Annotated in this window: 16 protein-coding genes; 7 read left to right on the top strand and 9 right to left on the bottom strand. The window is 72.5% G+C overall.

What is annotated here, in order from left to right; all coding sequences use genetic code 11:
- The first annotated feature begins 285 nt into the window (after positions 1-285).
- The 4 genes from ACFY0D_RS38635 to ACFY0D_RS38620 are packed head-to-tail and all read left to right on the top strand — an operon-like array spanning position 286 to position 4636.
- A complete protein-coding gene (locus ACFY0D_RS38635) occupies positions 286-3117 on the top strand; it encodes a nitrate- and nitrite sensing domain-containing protein (RefSeq protein ID WP_390802554.1) in 2832 nt (943 codons plus the stop codon).
- A complete protein-coding gene (locus ACFY0D_RS38630) occupies positions 3114-3551 on the top strand; it encodes a roadblock/LC7 domain-containing protein (protein ID WP_030016314.1) in 438 nt (145 codons plus the stop codon). Before ACFY0D_RS38635 ends, ACFY0D_RS38630 begins: the two co-directional genes overlap by 4 nt.
- A 10-nt stretch (positions 3552-3561) precedes the next feature.
- Positions 3562-4029 carry a DUF742 domain-containing protein gene (locus ACFY0D_RS38625; RefSeq protein WP_301372505.1) on the top strand — a complete coding sequence of 156 codons (468 nt, stop codon included), beginning with the start codon at positions 3562-3564 and terminating at the stop codon, positions 4027-4029.
- A complete protein-coding gene (locus tag ACFY0D_RS38620) occupies positions 4010-4636 on the top strand; it encodes an ATP/GTP-binding protein (RefSeq protein ID WP_030016310.1) in 627 nt (208 codons plus the stop codon). Before ACFY0D_RS38625 ends, ACFY0D_RS38620 begins: the two co-directional genes overlap by 20 nt.
- 145 nt (positions 4637-4781) lie before the next feature.
- Here the strand turns inward: ACFY0D_RS38620 and ACFY0D_RS38615 are convergent, their stop codons facing one another.
- From ACFY0D_RS38615 to ACFY0D_RS38605, 3 genes are read right to left on the bottom strand one after another with little or no spacing between them, the layout of a single operon-like run.
- Entirely contained in the window at positions 4782-5972 is a 1191-nt protein-coding gene (locus ACFY0D_RS38615; RefSeq protein ID WP_390802553.1) for a lipid-transfer protein, read from the bottom strand.
- Positions 5969-6463, bottom strand: a complete 495-nt coding sequence (locus ACFY0D_RS38610; protein ID WP_390802552.1) for a Zn-ribbon domain-containing OB-fold protein — start codon at positions 6461-6463, stop codon at positions 5969-5971. Before ACFY0D_RS38610 ends, ACFY0D_RS38615 begins: the two co-directional genes overlap by 4 nt.
- Before the next feature lie 34 nt (positions 6464-6497).
- The gene (locus ACFY0D_RS38605) at positions 6498-6866 is read right to left on the bottom strand and encodes an Mpo1-like protein (RefSeq protein WP_390802551.1); all 369 of its coding nucleotides are present in this window, start codon (positions 6864-6866) and stop codon (positions 6498-6500) included.
- A gap of 105 nt (positions 6867-6971) precedes the next feature.
- Between ACFY0D_RS38605 and ACFY0D_RS38600 the strand changes: the two genes are divergently transcribed.
- Complete coding sequence (locus ACFY0D_RS38600) at positions 6972-7481, top strand: NUDIX domain-containing protein (protein ID WP_390802550.1); 510 nt, start codon at positions 6972-6974, stop codon at positions 7479-7481.
- A 69-nt stretch (positions 7482-7550) separates the two neighbouring features.
- On the opposite strand, the gene ACFY0D_RS38595 is transcribed toward ACFY0D_RS38600, so the two are convergent.
- From ACFY0D_RS38595 to ACFY0D_RS38580, 4 genes are all read right to left on the bottom strand, one after another.
- Positions 7551-8015, bottom strand: coding sequence for an SRPBCC domain-containing protein (locus ACFY0D_RS38595; protein ID WP_390802549.1), 465 nt, complete (start codon positions 8013-8015; stop codon positions 7551-7553).
- Positions 8012-8356, bottom strand: a complete 345-nt coding sequence (locus tag ACFY0D_RS38590; RefSeq protein ID WP_390802548.1) for an ArsR/SmtB family transcription factor — start codon at positions 8354-8356, stop codon at positions 8012-8014. The genes ACFY0D_RS38595 and ACFY0D_RS38590 overlap by 4 nt, the downstream gene beginning before the upstream one ends.
- Complete coding sequence (locus ACFY0D_RS38585; RefSeq protein ID WP_390802547.1) at positions 8353-8838, bottom strand: SRPBCC domain-containing protein; 486 nt, start codon at positions 8836-8838, stop codon at positions 8353-8355. Before ACFY0D_RS38585 ends, ACFY0D_RS38590 begins: the two co-directional genes overlap by 4 nt.
- Positions 8839-9017: 179 nt before the next feature.
- Complete coding sequence (locus tag ACFY0D_RS38580) at positions 9018-11366, bottom strand: TIM-barrel domain-containing protein (RefSeq protein WP_390802546.1); 2349 nt, start codon at positions 11364-11366, stop codon at positions 9018-9020.
- A gap of 222 nt (positions 11367-11588) precedes the next feature.
- Between ACFY0D_RS38580 and ACFY0D_RS38575 the strand changes: the two genes are divergently transcribed.
- Positions 11589-13565: an acetoacetate--CoA ligase gene (locus tag ACFY0D_RS38575; protein WP_390802545.1), complete on the top strand. Its 1977-nt coding sequence runs from the start codon at positions 11589-11591 to the stop codon at positions 13563-13565.
- Between the two features lie 63 nt (positions 13566-13628).
- Positions 13629-14552, top strand: a complete 924-nt coding sequence (locus ACFY0D_RS38570; RefSeq protein WP_390802544.1) for a hypothetical protein — start codon at positions 13629-13631, stop codon at positions 14550-14552.
- Between the two features lie 70 nt (positions 14553-14622).
- Here the strand turns inward: ACFY0D_RS38570 and ptsP are convergent, their stop codons facing one another.
- Together ptsP and ACFY0D_RS38560 are read right to left on the bottom strand one after the other, a co-directional pair.
- The gene (ptsP, locus tag ACFY0D_RS38565; RefSeq protein ID WP_390802543.1) at positions 14623-16293 is read right to left on the bottom strand and encodes a phosphoenolpyruvate--protein phosphotransferase; all 1671 of its coding nucleotides are present in this window, start codon (positions 16291-16293) and stop codon (positions 14623-14625) included.
- A 74-nt stretch (positions 16294-16367) separates the two neighbouring features.
- Positions 16368-16817, bottom strand: coding sequence for a PTS glucose transporter subunit IIA (locus tag ACFY0D_RS38560; RefSeq protein WP_382550567.1), 450 nt, complete (start codon positions 16815-16817; stop codon positions 16368-16370).
- Between the last annotated feature and the right edge of the window lie 484 nt (positions 16818-17301).

The raw sequence follows: 17301 nt of genomic DNA, 5'->3' as shown, positions 1-17301 counted from the left end.
CCCGGATCGCGGATACCCTCGCGGGCCGGAATGATCGCGGAACGAACAATTCCAGCCATCCATCGAGTTGCGGGAACCGACGCCCCACCGAGTGTCATCTGCCACATATCGGGCCGCAGTTGACCGGAAGTGTCGGACAACTGGTGATCTTCCTACCGGGGTCAGGCCGAAAACGTCCGGACACGCCTTCGAAGCTGCCCCGCAGCAGTAGTAGGCTCACGCCGTTTAAATGACGGAACACCGACCCCCGGCAACGGGGTTGACCTGGGGGAGGCTGGGGAGGCCATGCGCTTTCGCGGGAAGTCCATCCGCCGGAAGATCGTGGCGTTGCTCCTTGTGCCGCTCGTCTCCCTGACCGCCCTCTGGGGCTTCGCGACAGTCATCACCGGCCGTGAGGCCGTCCAGCTCTTCGACGTGGCCTACATCATCGACAAGGTCGGCTACCCCGTCGAGGACATCGCCCGCGTCATCCAGAAGGAACGGCGCCAGACCCTGGTCGTCCTCGGCGACCCCCGGGCCGCCACCGCCACGGCCGAACTCACCAAGCGCCGCGCCGAAACCGACCTGGCCGTCGAGCAGATCAGCGTCAGCGCCCGCGACCCCAAGGTCATCGACGAGCTGAGCCCGCAGAGCGCCCAGCGCCTGCGCTCGATCGTCGCCGCCTTCCAGGGCATCGGCACCATGCGCCGCTCCGTCGACCAGAACGCCGTGGACCCCACGCAGGCCCTGGATCTCTACAACCGGCTGGTCGACCCCTGCTACGACTTCCTCATGAACCTCCACGGCCTGGACAACGTGGAGGTGGACAAGGAAGGCCGTGCCCTCATCGGCATCAGCCGCGCCCGCGAACTGCTCTCCCGCGAGGACGCCGTCATCGCCTCGGCCCTCGCCGCGCGCAACGTCACCGCTCCCGACGTCCGCCGCGTCTCCGACTTCGCGGCCAACCGCGGCCTGCTCTACGAGTTCAATCTCGTGACCCTCCCCGCCGACGACCGGGAGCGCTTCGAGAAGTACTGGAAGGACCCCGCGACCCAGCCCCTGCGCGACGCCGAGGAACGCTTCATAGCCGGCGGCGCCGTCAACAAGCCGCGCAGCGTCACCGCCGCCCAGTGGGACGAGGCCTCCACCAAGGTCCTCGAAGACCTGGCCGCCATGAACACCGACGCCGGCAACCGCTACCAGGAACGCATCGAGCCCGTCGCCATGGACGTCATGGTCCAGGCCGCCGCCGCCGGCATCCTCGGCTTCCTCGCCCTGATCGTGTCCCTGGTGCTGTCCGTACGCATCGGCCGCGACCTCGTCCGCGACCTGTCCCGGCTGCGCAAGGAGGCCCACGAGGCCTCCGGCGTCCGGCTGCCCAGCGTGATGCGCCGCCTCGCCGCGGGCGAGCCCGTGGACGTGGAGACCGAGGCACCCCACCTCGAATACGAGAAGGACGAGGTCGGCCAGGTCGGCCAGGCCCTCAACACCCTCCAGCGCGCCGCCGTCGAGGCCGCCGTCAAGCAGGCCGACCTGCGCCGCGGCGTCTCCGAGGTGTTCGTCAACCTGGCCCGCCGCAACCAGGTGCTGCTGCACCGGCAGCTGACCCTCCTCGACACCATGGAACGCCGTACCGAGGACACCGAGGAACTGGCCGACCTCTTCCGCCTCGACCACATGACCACCCGCATGCGCCGGCACGCCGAGGGCCTCGTGATCCTCTCCGGCGCCGCGCCCTCCCGCCAGTGGCGCAAGCCCGTCCAGCTGATGGACGTCGTACGCGCCGCCGTCGCCGAGGTCGAGGACTACGAGCGCATCGAGGTACGCCGGCTCACCCGCCTGGGCATCGTCGGCCCGGCGGTCGCCGACATCACCCACCTCGTCGCCGAACTCCTGGAGAACGCCACCGTGTTCTCGCCGCCGCACACCGCGGTCCAGGTGCACGGCGAGCGCGTCGCCAACGGCTTCACCCTGGAGATCCACGACCGCGGCCTCGGCATGACCCCGGAAGCGCTGCTCGACGCGAACCTCCGGCTCGCCGAGACCCCCGAGTTCGAGCTCTCCGACACCGACCGCCTCGGCCTGTTCGTCGTCAGCCGCCTCGCACAGCGCCACAGCGTCAAGGTCGTCCTCCAGCCCAGCCCGTACGGGGGCACCACCGCGGTGCTCTTCCTGCCCGCGGCCCTGCTGACCGAGGCTCCCGAGACCAACGGCGCGGGCGCGCGGTTCGACGGCGCCCGCGCCGCCGCCAAGCCCCTCCGGTCCGACAAGGCCGGCCACCTCGGCCGCGCCGGTTCCGAGCGGCCCGCACCCGCCGCCATGGAGCGCGCGCCCTCCGGCCGCCAGCTGCCCGCCGCCGAACTGCGCGGACCGGTCGAGCTGGAGGCCCCGCTCCCGGCCGGCGGCCTGGACCGGCTGGACGGCCTCGACGACGCCGCCGCGCTCGACGGCGCCCCCACGGCGATCACGAGCCGCATCGGCGCCGCCGGCCGCCCGGTCATGGCGACGCTCGACGACGAGACCCCGCCGAACGGCATCCCGCGCAGCGCCCTCCTGGGCCTGCGCCCGGCGGACCGGCCGCACACCGACCGGCACGCGGACCGCGGCGGCTCCCGCAAGGGCGACCGCGACCGCGAGGCGCTCGCGCCCACCGGCCCGGTCCGGCTGGACACCCAGCGCGTGGAGACCCCGCATCCGGACAGCTCCCGCTCCCAGGGCGCCGTACCGCTGCCGCGGCGCCGCCCGACCCCGACTCTGGTCGCCGAGCACGGCCGCCGGGTGGAGCCCCGCCCGGTGTCCGTGGTCCCGCAGCCCTCCCCGGCCGCCACGGCCGGATCCGATCCTGGATCCGATGCCGGGGCCGCCGCACCCGGCCCCGGCATCAGCGGGCTGCCCCGCCGGGTCCGCCAGGCCAGCCTGGCGCCCCAGCTCAAGAAGTCCCCGTCCGCCGCACCTGCCGAAGCCGCCCCCGACCAGGCGGCCGACCGCGACGCGGATGACGTACGTACGCGCATGTCCGCACTCCAGCGTGGCTGGACGGCGGGCCGCAACCAGCACGCACAGCAGAAGTCCGAGACCGAGGCCGGCACATCCGCCGCCGACGGTCCCGCGAACGAGAACGAAGGGGACGGTCGATGACCGCACCGCAGACCGGCAACGACACCAGGGGCCGCGGCTCCGGCCCGCTCAACTGGCTCCTCGACGAGCTCGTCGACCGGGTCGGCTCCATCCGCAAGGCGGTGGTCCTCTCCGGCGACGGCCTGCCCACCGGCAGTTCCAAGGACCTGACCCGCGAGGACAGCGAGCACCTGGCGGCGGTCGCCTCCGGCTTCCACAGCCTGGCCAAGGGCGTCGGCCGCCACTTCGACTCCGGCCGGGTCCGCCAGACCGTGGTCGAGCTGGACGAGGCCTTCCTCTTCGTCATGGCCGCGGGCGACGGCAGCTGCCTGGCCGTCCTGGCCGACGCCGACTCCGACGTCGGCCAGGTGGCGTACGAGATGACGCTCATGGTCAAGCGCGTCGGCGACCACCTGGCGACCGCCCCGCGCACCGGGCTGCCAGCCGGAGGGTGAGTCGTAAGGCATGAGCGATTCAGGCCAGGACCACCCCACCGGAATTCCGGCCGGCTTCACCGTCGACCCGTCCTACTCCGACCCCGACCACCTGGACCCCGACCACGCGCACTGGTTCGACGCCGACGCGGGGCCCGTCGTCCGCCCGTACGCCATGACCCGCGGCCGGACCAGCCACGCGGGCCAGCACCGACTCGACCTGATCGCACTCGTCGTCGCCGAACCGGCGGCCGACGATCCGGTCTGGGACATGACCCTCTCCCCGGAACACGCCCACATCCTCGGGCTGTGCCGGGGCCGACCACAGTCGGTCGCCGAACTCGCGGCCGATCTCGACCTCGCCGTCGGGGTCGTCCGCGTCCTGATCGGCGACCTGGTCGACGAGGAACTGGTCCACGTGACCAGGCCGGTACCACCGGCAGAACTGCCCGATGAATCCATTCTGCGTGAGGTGATCGATGGCCTTCGGGCGCTTTAGCCGCACCGGTGCCATGCACGCGGTGTCGCCGGTCGAGCCGCTGACCTTGAAGATCCTGGTCGCGGGCGGCTTCGGGGTGGGCAAGACCACCCTGGTCAGCGCGGTGAGCGAAATCAGACCGCTGCGCACCGAGGAACGGCTCTCCGAGCCGGGCGTCGGTGTCGACGACACCGGGGGAGTGGAGGGCAAGAGCACCACCACCGTGGCCATGGACTTCGGGCGCATCACGCTCCGCGAGGACCTGGTGCTGTACCTGTTCGGCACGCCCGGGCAGGACCGCTTCTGGTTCCTGTGGGACGAACTCGCACAGGGTTCGCTCGGCGCCGTCGTCCTCGCGGACACCCGCCGCCTCGCCGACTGCTTCGCCGCCATCGACTACTTCGAGCGGCGCGCGATCCCGTTCGTCGTCGCGGTCAACTGCTTCGACGGAGCCGACCGGCACCCCGTGGTGACCGTACGGACGGCACTGGACCTCGACCCCGGGGTACCGGTGCTGCTGTGCGACGCACGGGACCGGGAATCCGTGAAGGACGTGCTGGTGGGGGTCGTGGAACACGCGATGTCCCTGGCCCGCGAACGGCGCCGGAGCCTCTCGGCGGGAGCCTGACACGGAGGCGGCCCGTACCCCCGCCGACTGGGGTACGGGCCGCAGCTCTCACGGGGGGACCAAGGTCCCGGTCGCGGCGCGGGACTGTGGAGCGAGTGTGAACCTGCCGCCGGGGGCCGTCAAGCGTTCGGACAACACCGGCAGTTCAGCGCACTGCCACGACGGCCGACCCGTGCCCGAACAGCCCCTGGTTCGCGGTGATCCCGGCCCGCGCACCGGGCACCTGCCGCTCCCCGGCCGTACCGCGCAACTGCCAGGTCAGCTCACACACCTGCGCGATCGCCTGCGCCGGCACCGCCTCCCCGAAGGAGGCCAGCCCGCCACTGGTGTTGACCGGGATCCGGCCACCCAGCGCCGTCGCCCCCTCCCGTACGAGCTTCGCCCCCTCCCCCTCCCCGCACAGCCCGATGTCCTCGTACCACTCCAGCTCCAGGGCGGTGGACAGGTCGTACACCTCGGCGAGCGAGAGGTCGTCCGGACCGAGCCCCGCCTCCTCGTAGGCGGCGCGCGCGATCGAGGACCTGAAGGACCCGGCCGCGGGGGCCACCGCCACCGCCGAGTCGGTGGCGATGTCCGGCAGGTCCAGCACCGTCCGCGGATAGGTGGGCGTCACCGTCGAGACGGCCCGGATCCGCACCGGATCGGCCACCCCATGGGCTCGGGCGAAGTCCATGCCGGTGAGCACCAGGGCCGCGCCCCCGTCGGAGGTGGCGCAGATGTCGAGCAGCCGGAGCGGATCGGCGACCACCGCCGAGGCCGCGACCTCCTCCGGGGTGACCCGCTTGCGGTAGCGGGCGTACGGATTGAGCAGACCGGCCGCCGCGTTCTTCACCTTGACCTGGGCGAAGTCCTCCAGGGTGTCTCCGTGGAGGGCCATCCGGCGCCGGGCGTAGAGCGCGAAATAGGCCGGGTTGGTGGCCCCGAGCACGCGGAACCGCAGCCAGTCCGGATCGTCGGGCCGGTCGCCGCCCGCCGGTGCGAAGAACCCCTTGGGCGCGGCGTCCGCGCCGACCACGAGCACGACGTCGGCCAGGCCGGCCAGGATCTGCGCGCGGGCGGCTCCGATGGCCTGGGCGCCGGACGCGCAGGCCGCGTACACGCTGGTGACCCGCGCGCCCTGCCAGCCGAGCGCCTGGGCGAAGGTGGCGCCCGCCACGTAGCCCGGGTAGCCGGAACGCACGGTGTCGGCGCCGACGACCGACTGCACCTGCTTCCAGTCCAGTCCGGCGTCGGCCAGCGCCGCCCGTGCGGCGGACCGCCCGTATTCGACGAAACTGCGGCCCCATTTGCCCCAGGGGTGCATACCGGCCCCGAGGACGGCGATGTCGGCGCTCACTCGGCGTCCCCCACCGGCCGGAACTGCCAGGTGGTCCAGACGGTCCCGTCGGATCCGTCGGTCCCGGACGCCCCGGTGGTCCCGGCGTCCTCGTTCAGCACGCCCCCGACCACCTCGACCGCCATACCGACGGCCAGATCGGCGACCCCCACCCCCGGCGCGGCCTGCCCCAGCACCACCATCCCCTCGGCCTCCAGCTCCACCGCGACCAGCGTGTACGGCTCCCAGGGCGCGGCCGGGTCGGACACGTACGGCGCGGGCGGCCGGTAGCGCCCGTCGGTGTAGGACCAGACCCGGCCGCGGGGGGAGAGGGGGACCTCGGCGAGTTCGCCGCCGCCGGGGCAGTGCGGATTGCGGCAGTAGGCGTCCTCGCGGGGGAAGAACACCGCGGTACAGGCCGAGCAGCGGGTGCCGAGCAGCCGGAAGCCGCCGCCGTCCGGTGCGTCCTCGGTGAACCACCCGCTCACGACGGGTGTGCGTGTGCGTGCCACGATGCCCCTCCCTGGTCAGCAATCTGACGGATCGTCAGGAGTCTGCCACGGGTGAACGGCCCTGACACGGATTCTCGGCAAGCCACTTCTGCGCGATCTCGGCCAGCTCCGCGTCGCGCCCGGCCAGCATCATCCGGATCATCTGCGCATCCCCGCGCAGCGACCATCCGGGATGGCCGAAGGTGGCCGGATTGTTCCCCTCGATCAGGAAGTGCGCGGGCCAGGCCGTCCCGTACCCGATCAGGGGCAGGGCGGCGAGGTAACGCCTGCGGCCGCGCGCCAGCCCGTAGGCGGTCACCGCCAGACCGGTGAGGGTGCCGGTGAGATGGATCCAGCGGGTGGCGGCGCGCGAATGCATCGCGACGTAGTACGGCCAGAATTCCTCGTACGAGGTGAAAGTCATGCGGGCACGGTACTCACGGCCGCACACGGGCGACAGTCTCCGGCAAGCCCCGGGGCGGCGCCGCAACGGCCCTCATCCCCAGGCCCCTTGGCATACGATCGCCGGATGCCGGCACAGCTGAAGGACTCGCACTGCTCCACCTGCGGAGCCCCGTACTCCACCCCTGCCTGGCCCCGCACCTGCGCGGCCTGCGGGGCGACCGCCTACCGCAATCCGCTCCCGGTGGCCGTCACCCTCCTCCCCGTCGAGGATGCGGACGGCACCGGCCTCGTGGTCATCACCCGCACCATCGAACCGGCCCTCGGCGGCGTCGCCCTCCCCGGCGGCTTCATCGACTTCGGCGAGGACTGGCGCGACGCGGTCGTCCGCGAGCTCTTCGAGGAGACCGGTATCACGGCCCCGGCCTCGGAGGTCGTCCTGGCCGACGCCCTGAGCTCCCCGGCGGGCCACCTCCTCCTCTTCGGCCTCCTCCCGGTCCGCCCGGCCGCGGACCTCCCCGCCTCGAAGCCGACGGACGAGACCACCGGCTGGCACGTCCTGCGCACCCCGTCGGAGCTGGCCTTCCCCCTGCACACCCAGGCGGCGGCGTCCTGGTTCGCGGGCAAGTACGCCTGAGCCCGACGCCCTGAGCGCGACGCCCTGAGCCCGAGGCTGCTCGCAGCCTCGGGCTCAGCAGCGGTGGCGTCAGTGCCAGTTGCTGATCTGCACGTCGCGCGGATGCGGCGCGCCGTAGCCCGTCTCCACCAGAGACTTCAGGCTCATCAGGAAGATCGCCCACTTGGTGCTGCAGTGGTTCATGAACTCGACCGGTTCGCGCCAGCCCGCGTGCGCGAACATCAGGATCGTCCATTCGCCGTCCTGGGTCAGGTCGAAGCTCACCGTGGTCCCGACCCACTCGGCCGGACCGTCGACGACCTCCCACAGCACCCGTGCGTTCGGCCGCAGGTCGAGCACCTTCATGTCGAAGCCGCCGACGTCGCCGAACCGGAACTCCAGGACGCCGTCGCCGTTCCCGCTCGTGTCGGTCGTCCACCACGCGGCCAGGCCCTCGACCGTGGTGAGCGCTTCGTACACCTTCTCCGGGGTCGCGGTGATGCCTACCCGGTGCAGGATGTCCACCATCTCGCTCTCCTCACTTCTCCGTGTCACTTCTGCGCGTCCTTGGCTCGTTGGATCGCTTCGGCGAGGCTCTTGACGCGCCGCAGGCGGGCGTCCCACATCTCGCCGACCGAGTTCAGCTGCGCCACGGCCCGGGCCAGCTGGGCCTCGTCCACCTGATAGCGCTTCTCCCGTCCCGCCGGCGCGGACCGCACCAGCCCGACCCGGTCGAGCACGGCCAGGTGTTTGGTCACGGCCTGCCTGGTCACCGGCAGGTGCGCGCTGAGGGTCGTCGCCGTCCCCTGGCCGTCGGCCAGCAGGAGATCGATCATCCGGCGCCGGGTCGGGTCGCCTATCGCGGACCACAGGTCGTCGTCGACGGCGGTGCTCATCGCGCGGCCGCCAGCCGGTCGGCGGTCGCGACCAGGCGCGGCAGGTAGAAGTCCCAGCCCTGCCGGTGGTCGTTGTAGTGGGCTTCGAGCACGGCGGCCTCCCAGCCCCGCTCGCGGTAGCCGCTCTCGCGGAAACGGACCGTGGTCCCCGTTCCCGCGGGGACGAGCTCGAAGGTCACCAGCAGCGAGTTGCCCGGACCCGCCGTCTCCGTCTCCGTCTCGTCGTAGGTCCACCGGAACGAGAACATCCGCGGCGGGTCGGCCTCGACGACCGTGAAGGGCGCGGACTGGTGCCCGCCGGTGTCCTGATCCGTCCACGTGAGACGGCCCGTCGCGCCCGCGGCCGGCTCGAACGCGGTGGTCTCGGCGCTCCACCACTCCCGGATGTGCTCGGGGCTGCTCAGCACCTCGAACACCACCTCGGGCGAGGCGTCGACGTGCAGCTCGCGTTCGATGCTCCCGTACTCCATGGCCGTCTCCATCTTTCGCAACCTTCGGTTGCATATAAAGCTAACCCCCTCCCGGCGGATGCGCAACAAATGGTTGCGCATCCGCCGGGAGGGGGAGGCGACAGCGGCACCACGGGCCCCTACGGCCGGCCACGGTCCCCTACGGCCACGGGCCCCACGGTCACGGGCCCCACGGCCACCGGCCCGTGCGCCTACAGGCCCCGTACGGTGACCCCCTCCACCGGGTTCCCCGCCTCGTCCTCCACCACCACCGCGTCCCCCAGCCAGCGCACCGTGTACCGCTCCACCGCGCCCGCCGCGAAGCCCGGCCCCGGGTCCCGGATCACCACCCCGCCCCCCGTGCGCCCCCGCGCCGGAGCCCAGACCTCCAGCTCCACCCCGTCCCCGGAGGCGGCCCGCACCGGCACCACGGCCCCCGCCCGCGCCAGCACCGGGATCCGGCCCTGCGGCGCCTCCAGCAGGATCTGGCCCGGGCCCTCGTACGCCGCCCCCGTCGCCGTGTCGTACCAGCGCCCCCGCGGCAGCCGTACCGCCCGCCGGTCCGCCCCGCACTCCAGCACCGGCGCCACCAGCAGCGCGTCACCCAGCAGGAACGCGTCCTCGCAGTCCCGCAACCGCCGCTCCTCCGGCGTCCCCCACCACACCGGCCGCACGTACGGGGCACCCGTCCGCCGTGCCAGATGGGCCAGCGTCACGAAGTACGGCCGCAGCCGCTCCCGCTCCGCCATCACCGCCCCGGCCTGCTCCGCCACCTCCGGCCCGAACTCCCACGGCTCCCGCCGCCCCGCCCAGATCGCCGAATGGGTCCGGAACAGCGGCAGGTAGGCCCCCAGTTGCAGCCACCGCACGTACAACTCCGGCGACGGGGACCCCCCGAACCCGCCGACGTCCGGGCCCGAGTACGGCACCCCGCACAGCCCGAGCCCCAGCACCAGCGCCAGCGAGGCCCGCAGCCCCTCCCAGCTGGACTCCACGTCTCCCGACCACGTGCCCCCGTACCGCTGCATCCCCGCCCACCCCGACCGCGAGAACAGGAACGGCCGCTCGGCGGGCCGCAGCCGCACCAGCCCCTCCCACCCCGCCCGCGCCATCGCCAGCGCGTACACGTTGTGCCCCTCACGGTGGTCACCGCCCGCGCCGTCCAGCGCGTGCCGCGCCGACCTCGGCAGCGTCGTGTCCCCGAACGGCGCGAAGGACACCGGCTCGTTCATGTCGTGCCAGAAACCGGCGAAGCCCTGCGCGAGCCGCTCCTCGTACAGCCCGCCCCACCACTCCCGCACCGCCGGATCCGTGAAATCCGGGTACGCGCACTCGCCCGGCCACACCTCACCGCGCACCTCCCCGCCCCGCGCGTCCCGCACGAAGGCCCCGCCCGGCCCCACCGTCAGCCCCGACGCGTGCACCCCGTCGCCCGCCTTCACCGCCGGATCCACGATCGACACGAGCCGCACCCCCAGATCCCCCAACTCCCGGGCCAGCGCCGGCAGATCGGGGAACCGCCCCTCGTCCACCGTGAACACCCGGTGCCCGTCGTAGTGATCGATGTCCAGGTGCACGGCCGACAGCGCGAGCCCGCGCGCCGCGTACCCGGCCACCACCCGCCGCACCTCGTCCGCGCTCCCGAAGCCCCACCGCGCGTGCTGGTACCCCAGCGCCCACTCCGGCGGCACCGCCGCCGCGCCCGTCAGCCCCGACCACCCCTGCAGCACCCGCGCCGGCGTCCCCACCAGCACCCAGCACCGCAGCGGCCCGCCCTCCATCCGCAGCTCGCTCGCCCCCGGCCGGTCCGCCCCCGAACCGGCACCCTCCTCACCCTCGCGCAGCACCACCCGCCCGTCCCACGAGTTGTCGTGGAACACCAGGTGCGTCCCCGCGTCCGCCACCACCAGCTGTACCGGCATCGTCAGGTACAGCGGATCGACCCCCGGCCCGAAGCCCCCCTTCGGATCCGTGTTCCACAGCCGGTACGCCCCGTCGCGCAGCCGCGGCCCCGCGGCCCGCCCGCCCAGCCCGAAGAACCGCGCGTCCGCCGGCACCTCGCTCCGCTGCAGCCACCGCGCCGCGCCCATCCGCGGATCCACCGGCTCCCACCACCGCGGCGGCGCCTCCCGCCGCAGCACCGCCCCGCCCGGCGTACGCACCTCCAGCGCCCCGTGCCGCGACACCGCCACCGTCACCCGCTCCGACACCACCCGCCAGCCGCCCCCGGTGTCCGGCTCCAGCACGGCCCGCGGATCCGGCTCGGGGCCGTCGCCCACCACCGCGTACGAGGGCGTCGGCCCGGCCCCGTCCCAGCTCCAGAACACCGCGCCGCCCACCGCCACCCGCACCAGCAGCTCGGAGCGCGCGAACCGCAGCACGCCCCCGCCCGGCCGGGCCTCCGTACCGGTCAGCAGCCCCGGCACGCGCGCCCGCTCCGCGCCCCGGCGCGGAAGCCCCACCGCGTCCGAGCGCCGGTGGCGCCAGGCCGAGCGCCAGGCGCGCCGACCGCGCTCCGTACCGATGTCTTTCACCGCACGTACCAGATCACGACCGTTCATGCCGCTCACCCTGCCACCGGCCCCTGGCCGAAGGGACGGCGTTCAACTGCCGTTCACCCGGCAGCGGCACCCCCGTGCCGATCACCCGACCCGCCAGGACAGCCCTGGTGCAGGGGACGATCACATGGCATGGTCCCCTGTGAGCCGCCGCGCCCACACCCCCGCGCGACGGCACCGTACGCACACGAAGCGCGAGCCGCAGACTTGACCGGGAGCCGACCCATGACCTCAGCCACGCAGCCGGAACCCCTCTGGGCACCGGGCCCCGACCGGATCGCCGCGGCCCGGATCACCGCCTTCCAGGCCTGGGCCGCCGAGCGCCACGGAGCCCCCGCCGACGGCGGCTACCCCGCCCTGCACCGCTGGTCCGTCGACGAGCTCGACACCTTCTGGCAGGCCGTCGCCGAGTGGTTCGACGTCCGCTTCACCACCCCGTACGCGTCCGTCCTCGCCGACCGGTCCATGCCCGGCGCGCAGTGGTTCACCGGAGCCACCCTCAACTACGCCGAGCACGCCCTGCGCGCCGCCGAGGACCCGGCCCGCGCCGGTGACGCCGCCCTGCTGTACGTGGACGAGACCCACGAGCCCGTCCCCGTCACCTGGGCCGAGCTCCGCCGCCAGGTCGGCTCGCTCGCCGCCGAACTGCGCGCCCTCGGCGTCCGCCCCGGCGACCGGATCAGCGGCTACCTCCCCAACATCCCCGAGGCCGCCGTAGCCCTCCTCGCCACCGCCGCCGTCGGCGGGGTCTGGACCTCCTGCGCCCCCGACTTCGGAGCCCGCAGCGTCCTCGACCGCTTCCAGCAGGTCGAGCCCGTCGTCCTGTTCACCGTCGACGGCTACCGCTACGGCGGCAAGGAGCACGACCGCCGCGACACCGTCGCCGAGCTCCGCGCCGACCTCCCCTCCCTGCGCGCCGTCGTCCACATCCCGCTCCTCGGCACGCCCGCCCCCGCCGGCGCCCTCGACTGGTCCGCCCTGACCTCGGGCGACACCGAGCCCGTCTTCGAGCCGGTCCCCTTCGACCACCCCCTCTGGGTGCTGTACTCCTCCGGCACGACCGGCCTCCCCAAGGCCATCGTCCAGTCCCAGGGCGGCATCCTCCTCGAACACCTCAAGCAGCTCGGCCTGCACTGCGACCTCGGCCCCGAGGACCGGTTCTTCTGGTACACCTCCACCGGCTGGATGATGTGGAACTTCCTCATCTCCGGCCTGCTCACCGGTACGACCGTCGTCCTCTACGACGGCAGCCCCGGCTACCCCGACACGGGCGCCCAGTGGCGCATCGCCGAGCGCACCGGCGCCACCCTGTACGGCACCTCCGCCGCCTACGTCATGGCCTGCCGCAAGGCCGAGGTCCACCCGGCCCGCGACTTCGACCTCTCCGCCGTGAAGTGCGTGGCCACCACCGGCTCCCCGCTCCCGCCCGACGGCTTCCGCTGGCTCCACGACGAGGTCGCCGAAGACCTCTGGATCGCCTCCGTCAGCGGCGGCACCGACGTGTGCAGCTGCTTCGCGGGCGCCGTTCCCACCCTCCCGGTGCACATCGGCGAACTCCAGGCCGCCTGCCTCGGCACGGACCTCCAGGCCTGGGACCCCTCCGGCAAGCCGGTCACCGGCGAGGTCGGCGAGCTCGTCGTCACCAACCCCATGCCGTCCATGCCGATCCACTTCTGGAACGACCCCGACGGCAGCCGCTACCGCGACAGCTACTTCGAGATGTTCCCCGGCGTCTGGCGCCACGGTGACTGGATCACCCTCACCGACCACGGCTCCGTGATCATCCACGGCCGTTCCGACTCCACGCTCAACCGCCAGGGCGTCCGGATGGGCTCCGCCGACATCTACGAGGCCGTCGAACGCCTCCCCGAGATCAAGGAATCCCTGGTCATCGGCCTGGAGGAGCCGAACGGCGGCTACTGGATGCCGCTCTTCGTCCACCTCGTCCCCGGCGCGACCCTCGACGACGACCTGCGCGCCCGGATCAAGGCGACGATCCGCGAGGAACTCTCCCCGCGCCACGTCCCCGACGAGATCATCGAGGTCCCCGGCATCCCGCACACCCTCACCGGCAAGCGCATCGAGGTCCCGGTCAAGCGCCTCCTGCAGGGCGCCCCCCTGGCCAAGGCGGTCAACCCGGGCTCCGTGGACAACCTCGACCTCCTCCACTTCTACGAGGAGCTGGCCCGCACCCGCGGCTGAGGCCACTGTCAGTGGCGATGATTACTCTGAGTGAGCAAGTGATTGCGACACTCAGGGGGAGCCATGCCACGCAAGAACGACACCGGTACGCCCACGGGCACCCACCGGACCCGCACCGCCGACCGGCGCCGCCTGCTGCGCCGCGAGGTCCCCGGCACCATCGGCCTACTGGCCGACGCCGGGGACTTCGCGGCCATGCGCGGCTACCGCAGCTTCACCTTCGACGACCACCAGGACTACCTCCACCACGTGGACGGCCTGCTCAGGTCCCGCGCGGCCCAGGGCATCCACACCACCGTCGCCCTCTTCGACCCCGAGGAGTACGCCGAGTTCTGCGGGGAGACCGGCCTCGACCCGGACACCGCCGAAACCCGCGCCCGCTTCACCGCCGAGCTGGCCGGCAGCGGCGCCCTCCTGCCCTACGGCGGCCAGCCCATCGACGAGCTCGTCCCGCTCCTCGTCGACGAAGCCGTCCGCCAGGCCACGTGGGAGTACGCCACCGGCCTCCTCGCCGAGGTCGGCCACTGCGCGGACTGCGGCGAGGACATCGGCCACGCCTCCTTCGACCGCGCCTCCGACGCACTCAAACGCCTCGTGGCCGGCGCCGGACCCGGCCACCACCACTTCGTCTGCAGCATCCCGACCGAGGCACAGCAACTCGTCGCCGTCCTGCACGCCGACACCACCGGCGACCCGGACACCCCGCCTCGCCTCGACGGCCGGGAAGGCCTCGACTTCGTGACGGTCCTCGCCGCGGGACTCGCCCTCGGCGGCACCGGGGGACTGGTGGTCCGCACCACCGGAGAGAGCCGCCGGGACCGGGTCCACGGCTGGCGCCTGGACCGCGGCCGGCTCACCGCCCTGTCGGCCGCGGCCGTCTTCAACGCCTACTGCACCGACGCCGACACCGGAGAACCCGTCGCCCCCGAATCGGGCGTCGAATACTGCCCGGGATACGAGGTCGACGCACCCGGGCCGCACCACTGACCGGTCCGGGACGGACCGAGGGGCCCTCGCCACCGGCGAAGGCCCCTCGAAACCGCACCACACCCTCCGGCTACTCGCCGGACAGCACCGCCTGCGCGGCCACCCGGGCCTCCTCGGCGCTGTCCGCCGCACGAGCCGCCGCCGCGGCACGCTCGCACTGGGCCAGCGTGTACTTGGCGAGCGTCGCCCGCACATAAGGAATCGAAGCGGCACCCATCGAGAGAGAGGTGACACCCAGACCGGTCAGCACACAGGCCAGCAGCGGATCGGAAGCGGCCTCGCCACAGACACCGCAGCTCTTGCCCTCCGCCCTGGCGGCATCCGCCGACATGGCGATCAGGTCGAGCAGCGCCGGCTGCCACGGGTCCTGGAGCCGCGAGACCGCGCCGACCTGCCGGTCGGCGGCGAAGGCGTACTGGGCCAGGTCGTTCGTGCCCAGCGACAGGAACTCGACTTCCTGGAGGATGGAGCGTGCCCGCAGCGCGGCGGAAGGGATCTCCACCATCGCGCCGAACTTCGCCTTCAGACCGGCCTCCCGGCAGGCGTCCGCGAAGGCCTTGGCATCGATCCGGTCGGCCACCATCGGGGCCATGACCTCAAGGTAGACCGGCAGCCCCTCGGCCGCCTTGGCCAGCGCGGTGAGCTGCGTACGCAACACGTCCGGGTGGTCCAGCAGCGAGCGCAGCCCGCGCACACCCAGCGCCGGGTTGGGCTCGTCGCCCGGCGTCAGGAAGTCCAGCGGCTTGTCGGCGCCGGCATCGAGCACCCGCACGACGACACGTCCCTCGGGGAAGGCTTCGAGCACCTTGCGGTAGGACTCGATCTGCTTCTCCTCGGACGGCGCCTTCTTGCTGTCGTCCAGGAACAGGAACTCGGTGCGGAACAGGCCCACACCCTCCGCCCCAGCTTCGACGGCAGCCGGCACGTCCGCGGGACCGCCCACGTTGGCCAGCAGCGGCACCTTGTGACCGTCGGAGGTCGCACCCGGACCGGACGACGCGGCCAGAGCCGCCCTCCGCTCGGCGGCCGCGGCCTCCAGCTCGGCCCGCTTCTGCGGCGACGGGTCCACGAACAGGTCACCCGTGCTGCCGTCCACCGCGATCATGGTGCCCTCGGCGATCTCACCGGCACCCGGCAGCGCCACGATCGCAGGCACGCCCAGCGCCCGCGCGAGGATCGCGCTGTGGCTGGTCGGCCCGCCCTCCTCGGTCACGAAACCGAGGACGAGCGCCGGGTCGAGCAGCGCCGTGTCGGCAGGAGCCAGGTCCCGCGCGATCAGCACGTACGGCTCGTCGCTGTCGGGCACGCCCGGCATCGGCACACCCAGCAGCCGCGCCACGATGCGGTTGCGTACGTCGTCCAGGTCGGCCACCCGGCCGGCCATGTACTCGCCGGCCCCGGCGAGCAGGTCGCGGTACGCGGCGAACGCGTCGTACACACCGCGCTCCGCGGTGCTGCCGACGGCGATCCGCCGGTCGACGTCCGCCATCAGCTCGGGGTCCTCGGCGATCATCGCCTGGGCCTCAAGCACGTGCTGGGCCTCGCCACCGGCCAGCTGGCCACGGGCGATCAGATCGGCCGCCACGGCACTCACGGCCTGACGGGCGCGCCCCTGTTCGCGCGCCGCCTCATCCGCGGTGATCTGCCTGGCCGGCGGCTCCAGAACCGCCGTGCCCATGTGCCGCACCTCGCCGATCGCCACCCCGTGGCTCACGCCGACGCCTCGCAGCGTTGTCTCCATTTCACCCGTCTCCGATTGAGCGGCGGGCCGAGCCGCCGCGGTGGATGTACGACTCGCCCGTAGAGGCGGACGCGTCACTGCCAGCTGAAGAGAGCGTCGTCAGCCTTCACGTCGCCGGATTCGACGACGCCGGAGAGGGATTCGGCCGTCGCTTCCAGCGCCACGACGGGGCAGATCGGCGATTTGCCGGCTTCCTCGACGGCAGCGGGGTTCCAGCGGATGACGGCCTGGCCGCGGGTCACGGTGTCGCCCTTGTTCACGAGGAGCTCGAAGCCCTCGCCGTTGAGCTGGACCGTGTCGATCCCGAGGTGCGTGAGTACGCCGTGCCCCTCGCTGTCGACGACTACGTACGCGTGCGGGTGCAGGGAGACGACCACACCGTCGACGGGGGACACCGCCTCCGACGGCTCACGCACGGGATCAATAGCGGTGCCCGGTCCCACCATCGCGCCGGAGAACACCGGATCGGGCACTGCCGCGAGTCCGATGGCGCGCCCGGCAAGTGGGGACGTCACGCTGGTCATGGGGGCCTCCCAGGGGTGGGGCTCTTCGTGTCGCCGTCACTACCTGTCGCGAACGGCGTACTCTTCAGAAGGATATGGCACTAGATGTTCGGGTTCGCCCGATGTAGGTCCTGATCCGGGCGTCTCCGTTGGCACGGAGACTAGTGGACTAGACCGGTGGACTAGACCATACGCCTGAATCGATTTGCTTGGGCACCCCCAGAGCTGTACTGTCGTGACTCCCGCCAGGACGCCTCGTGTGAACTTCTCGCGAACGGCCGATGGACGGGACTCCTCCTCTTCAGTATCGATCTTGATCCCCTTCTTTTCGTATGCCTTTTCGGTAATGCGGAGAGTGGTCAGGGAGAAGGAAAACCGCTGATAGAGTCGGAACCGCCGGAAAGGGAAAACGCGAAAGCGAAAACCTGGAAAGCACCGAGGAAGTCGGACACGAAAGAGTCTGATAGAGTCGGAAACGCAAGAACAGAACGAAAGCCCGGAGGAA

The sequence above is a fragment of the Streptomyces sp. NPDC001502 genome (genome assembly GCF_042894785.1).
GTDB lineage: Bacteria > Actinomycetota > Actinomycetes > Streptomycetales > Streptomycetaceae > Streptomyces > Streptomyces kutzneri.
The sequence above is the reverse complement of the archived record's forward strand: the minus strand, read 5'-3'. Positions and strand labels throughout refer to the sequence as shown.

Excerpts from the sequence above, each read along its gene's own strand:
- ACFY0D_RS38600 (WP_390802550.1), top strand. The coding sequence starts at position 6,972 with ATGCCGGCACAGCTGAAGGACTCGCACTGCTCCACCTGCGGAGCCCCG.
- ACFY0D_RS38560 (WP_382550567.1), bottom strand. The coding sequence starts at position 16,817 with ATGACCAGCGTGACGTCCCCACTTGCCGGGCGCGCCATCGGACTCGCG.
- ACFY0D_RS38585 (WP_390802547.1), bottom strand. The coding sequence starts at position 8,838 with ATGGAGACGGCCATGGAGTACGGGAGCATCGAACGCGAGCTGCACGTC.
- ptsP (WP_390802543.1), bottom strand. The coding sequence starts at position 16,293 with ATGGAGACAACGCTGCGAGGCGTCGGCGTGAGCCACGGGGTGGCGATC.
- ACFY0D_RS38625 (WP_301372505.1), top strand. The coding sequence starts at position 3,562 with ATGAGCGATTCAGGCCAGGACCACCCCACCGGAATTCCGGCCGGCTTC.
- ACFY0D_RS38635 (WP_390802554.1), top strand. The coding sequence starts at position 286 with ATGCGCTTTCGCGGGAAGTCCATCCGCCGGAAGATCGTGGCGTTGCTC.
- ACFY0D_RS38590 (WP_390802548.1), bottom strand. The coding sequence starts at position 8,356 with ATGAGCACCGCCGTCGACGACGACCTGTGGTCCGCGATAGGCGACCCG.
- ACFY0D_RS38605 (WP_390802551.1), bottom strand. The coding sequence starts at position 6,866 with ATGACTTTCACCTCGTACGAGGAATTCTGGCCGTACTACGTCGCGATG.
- ACFY0D_RS38630 (WP_030016314.1), top strand. The coding sequence starts at position 3,114 with ATGACCGCACCGCAGACCGGCAACGACACCAGGGGCCGCGGCTCCGGC.
- ACFY0D_RS38575 (WP_390802545.1), top strand. The coding sequence starts at position 11,589 with ATGACCTCAGCCACGCAGCCGGAACCCCTCTGGGCACCGGGCCCCGAC.
- ACFY0D_RS38570 (WP_390802544.1), top strand. The coding sequence starts at position 13,629 with ATGCCACGCAAGAACGACACCGGTACGCCCACGGGCACCCACCGGACC.
- ACFY0D_RS38580 (WP_390802546.1), bottom strand. The coding sequence starts at position 11,366 with ATGAACGGTCGTGATCTGGTACGTGCGGTGAAAGACATCGGTACGGAG.
- ACFY0D_RS38620 (WP_030016310.1), top strand. The coding sequence starts at position 4,010 with ATGGCCTTCGGGCGCTTTAGCCGCACCGGTGCCATGCACGCGGTGTCG.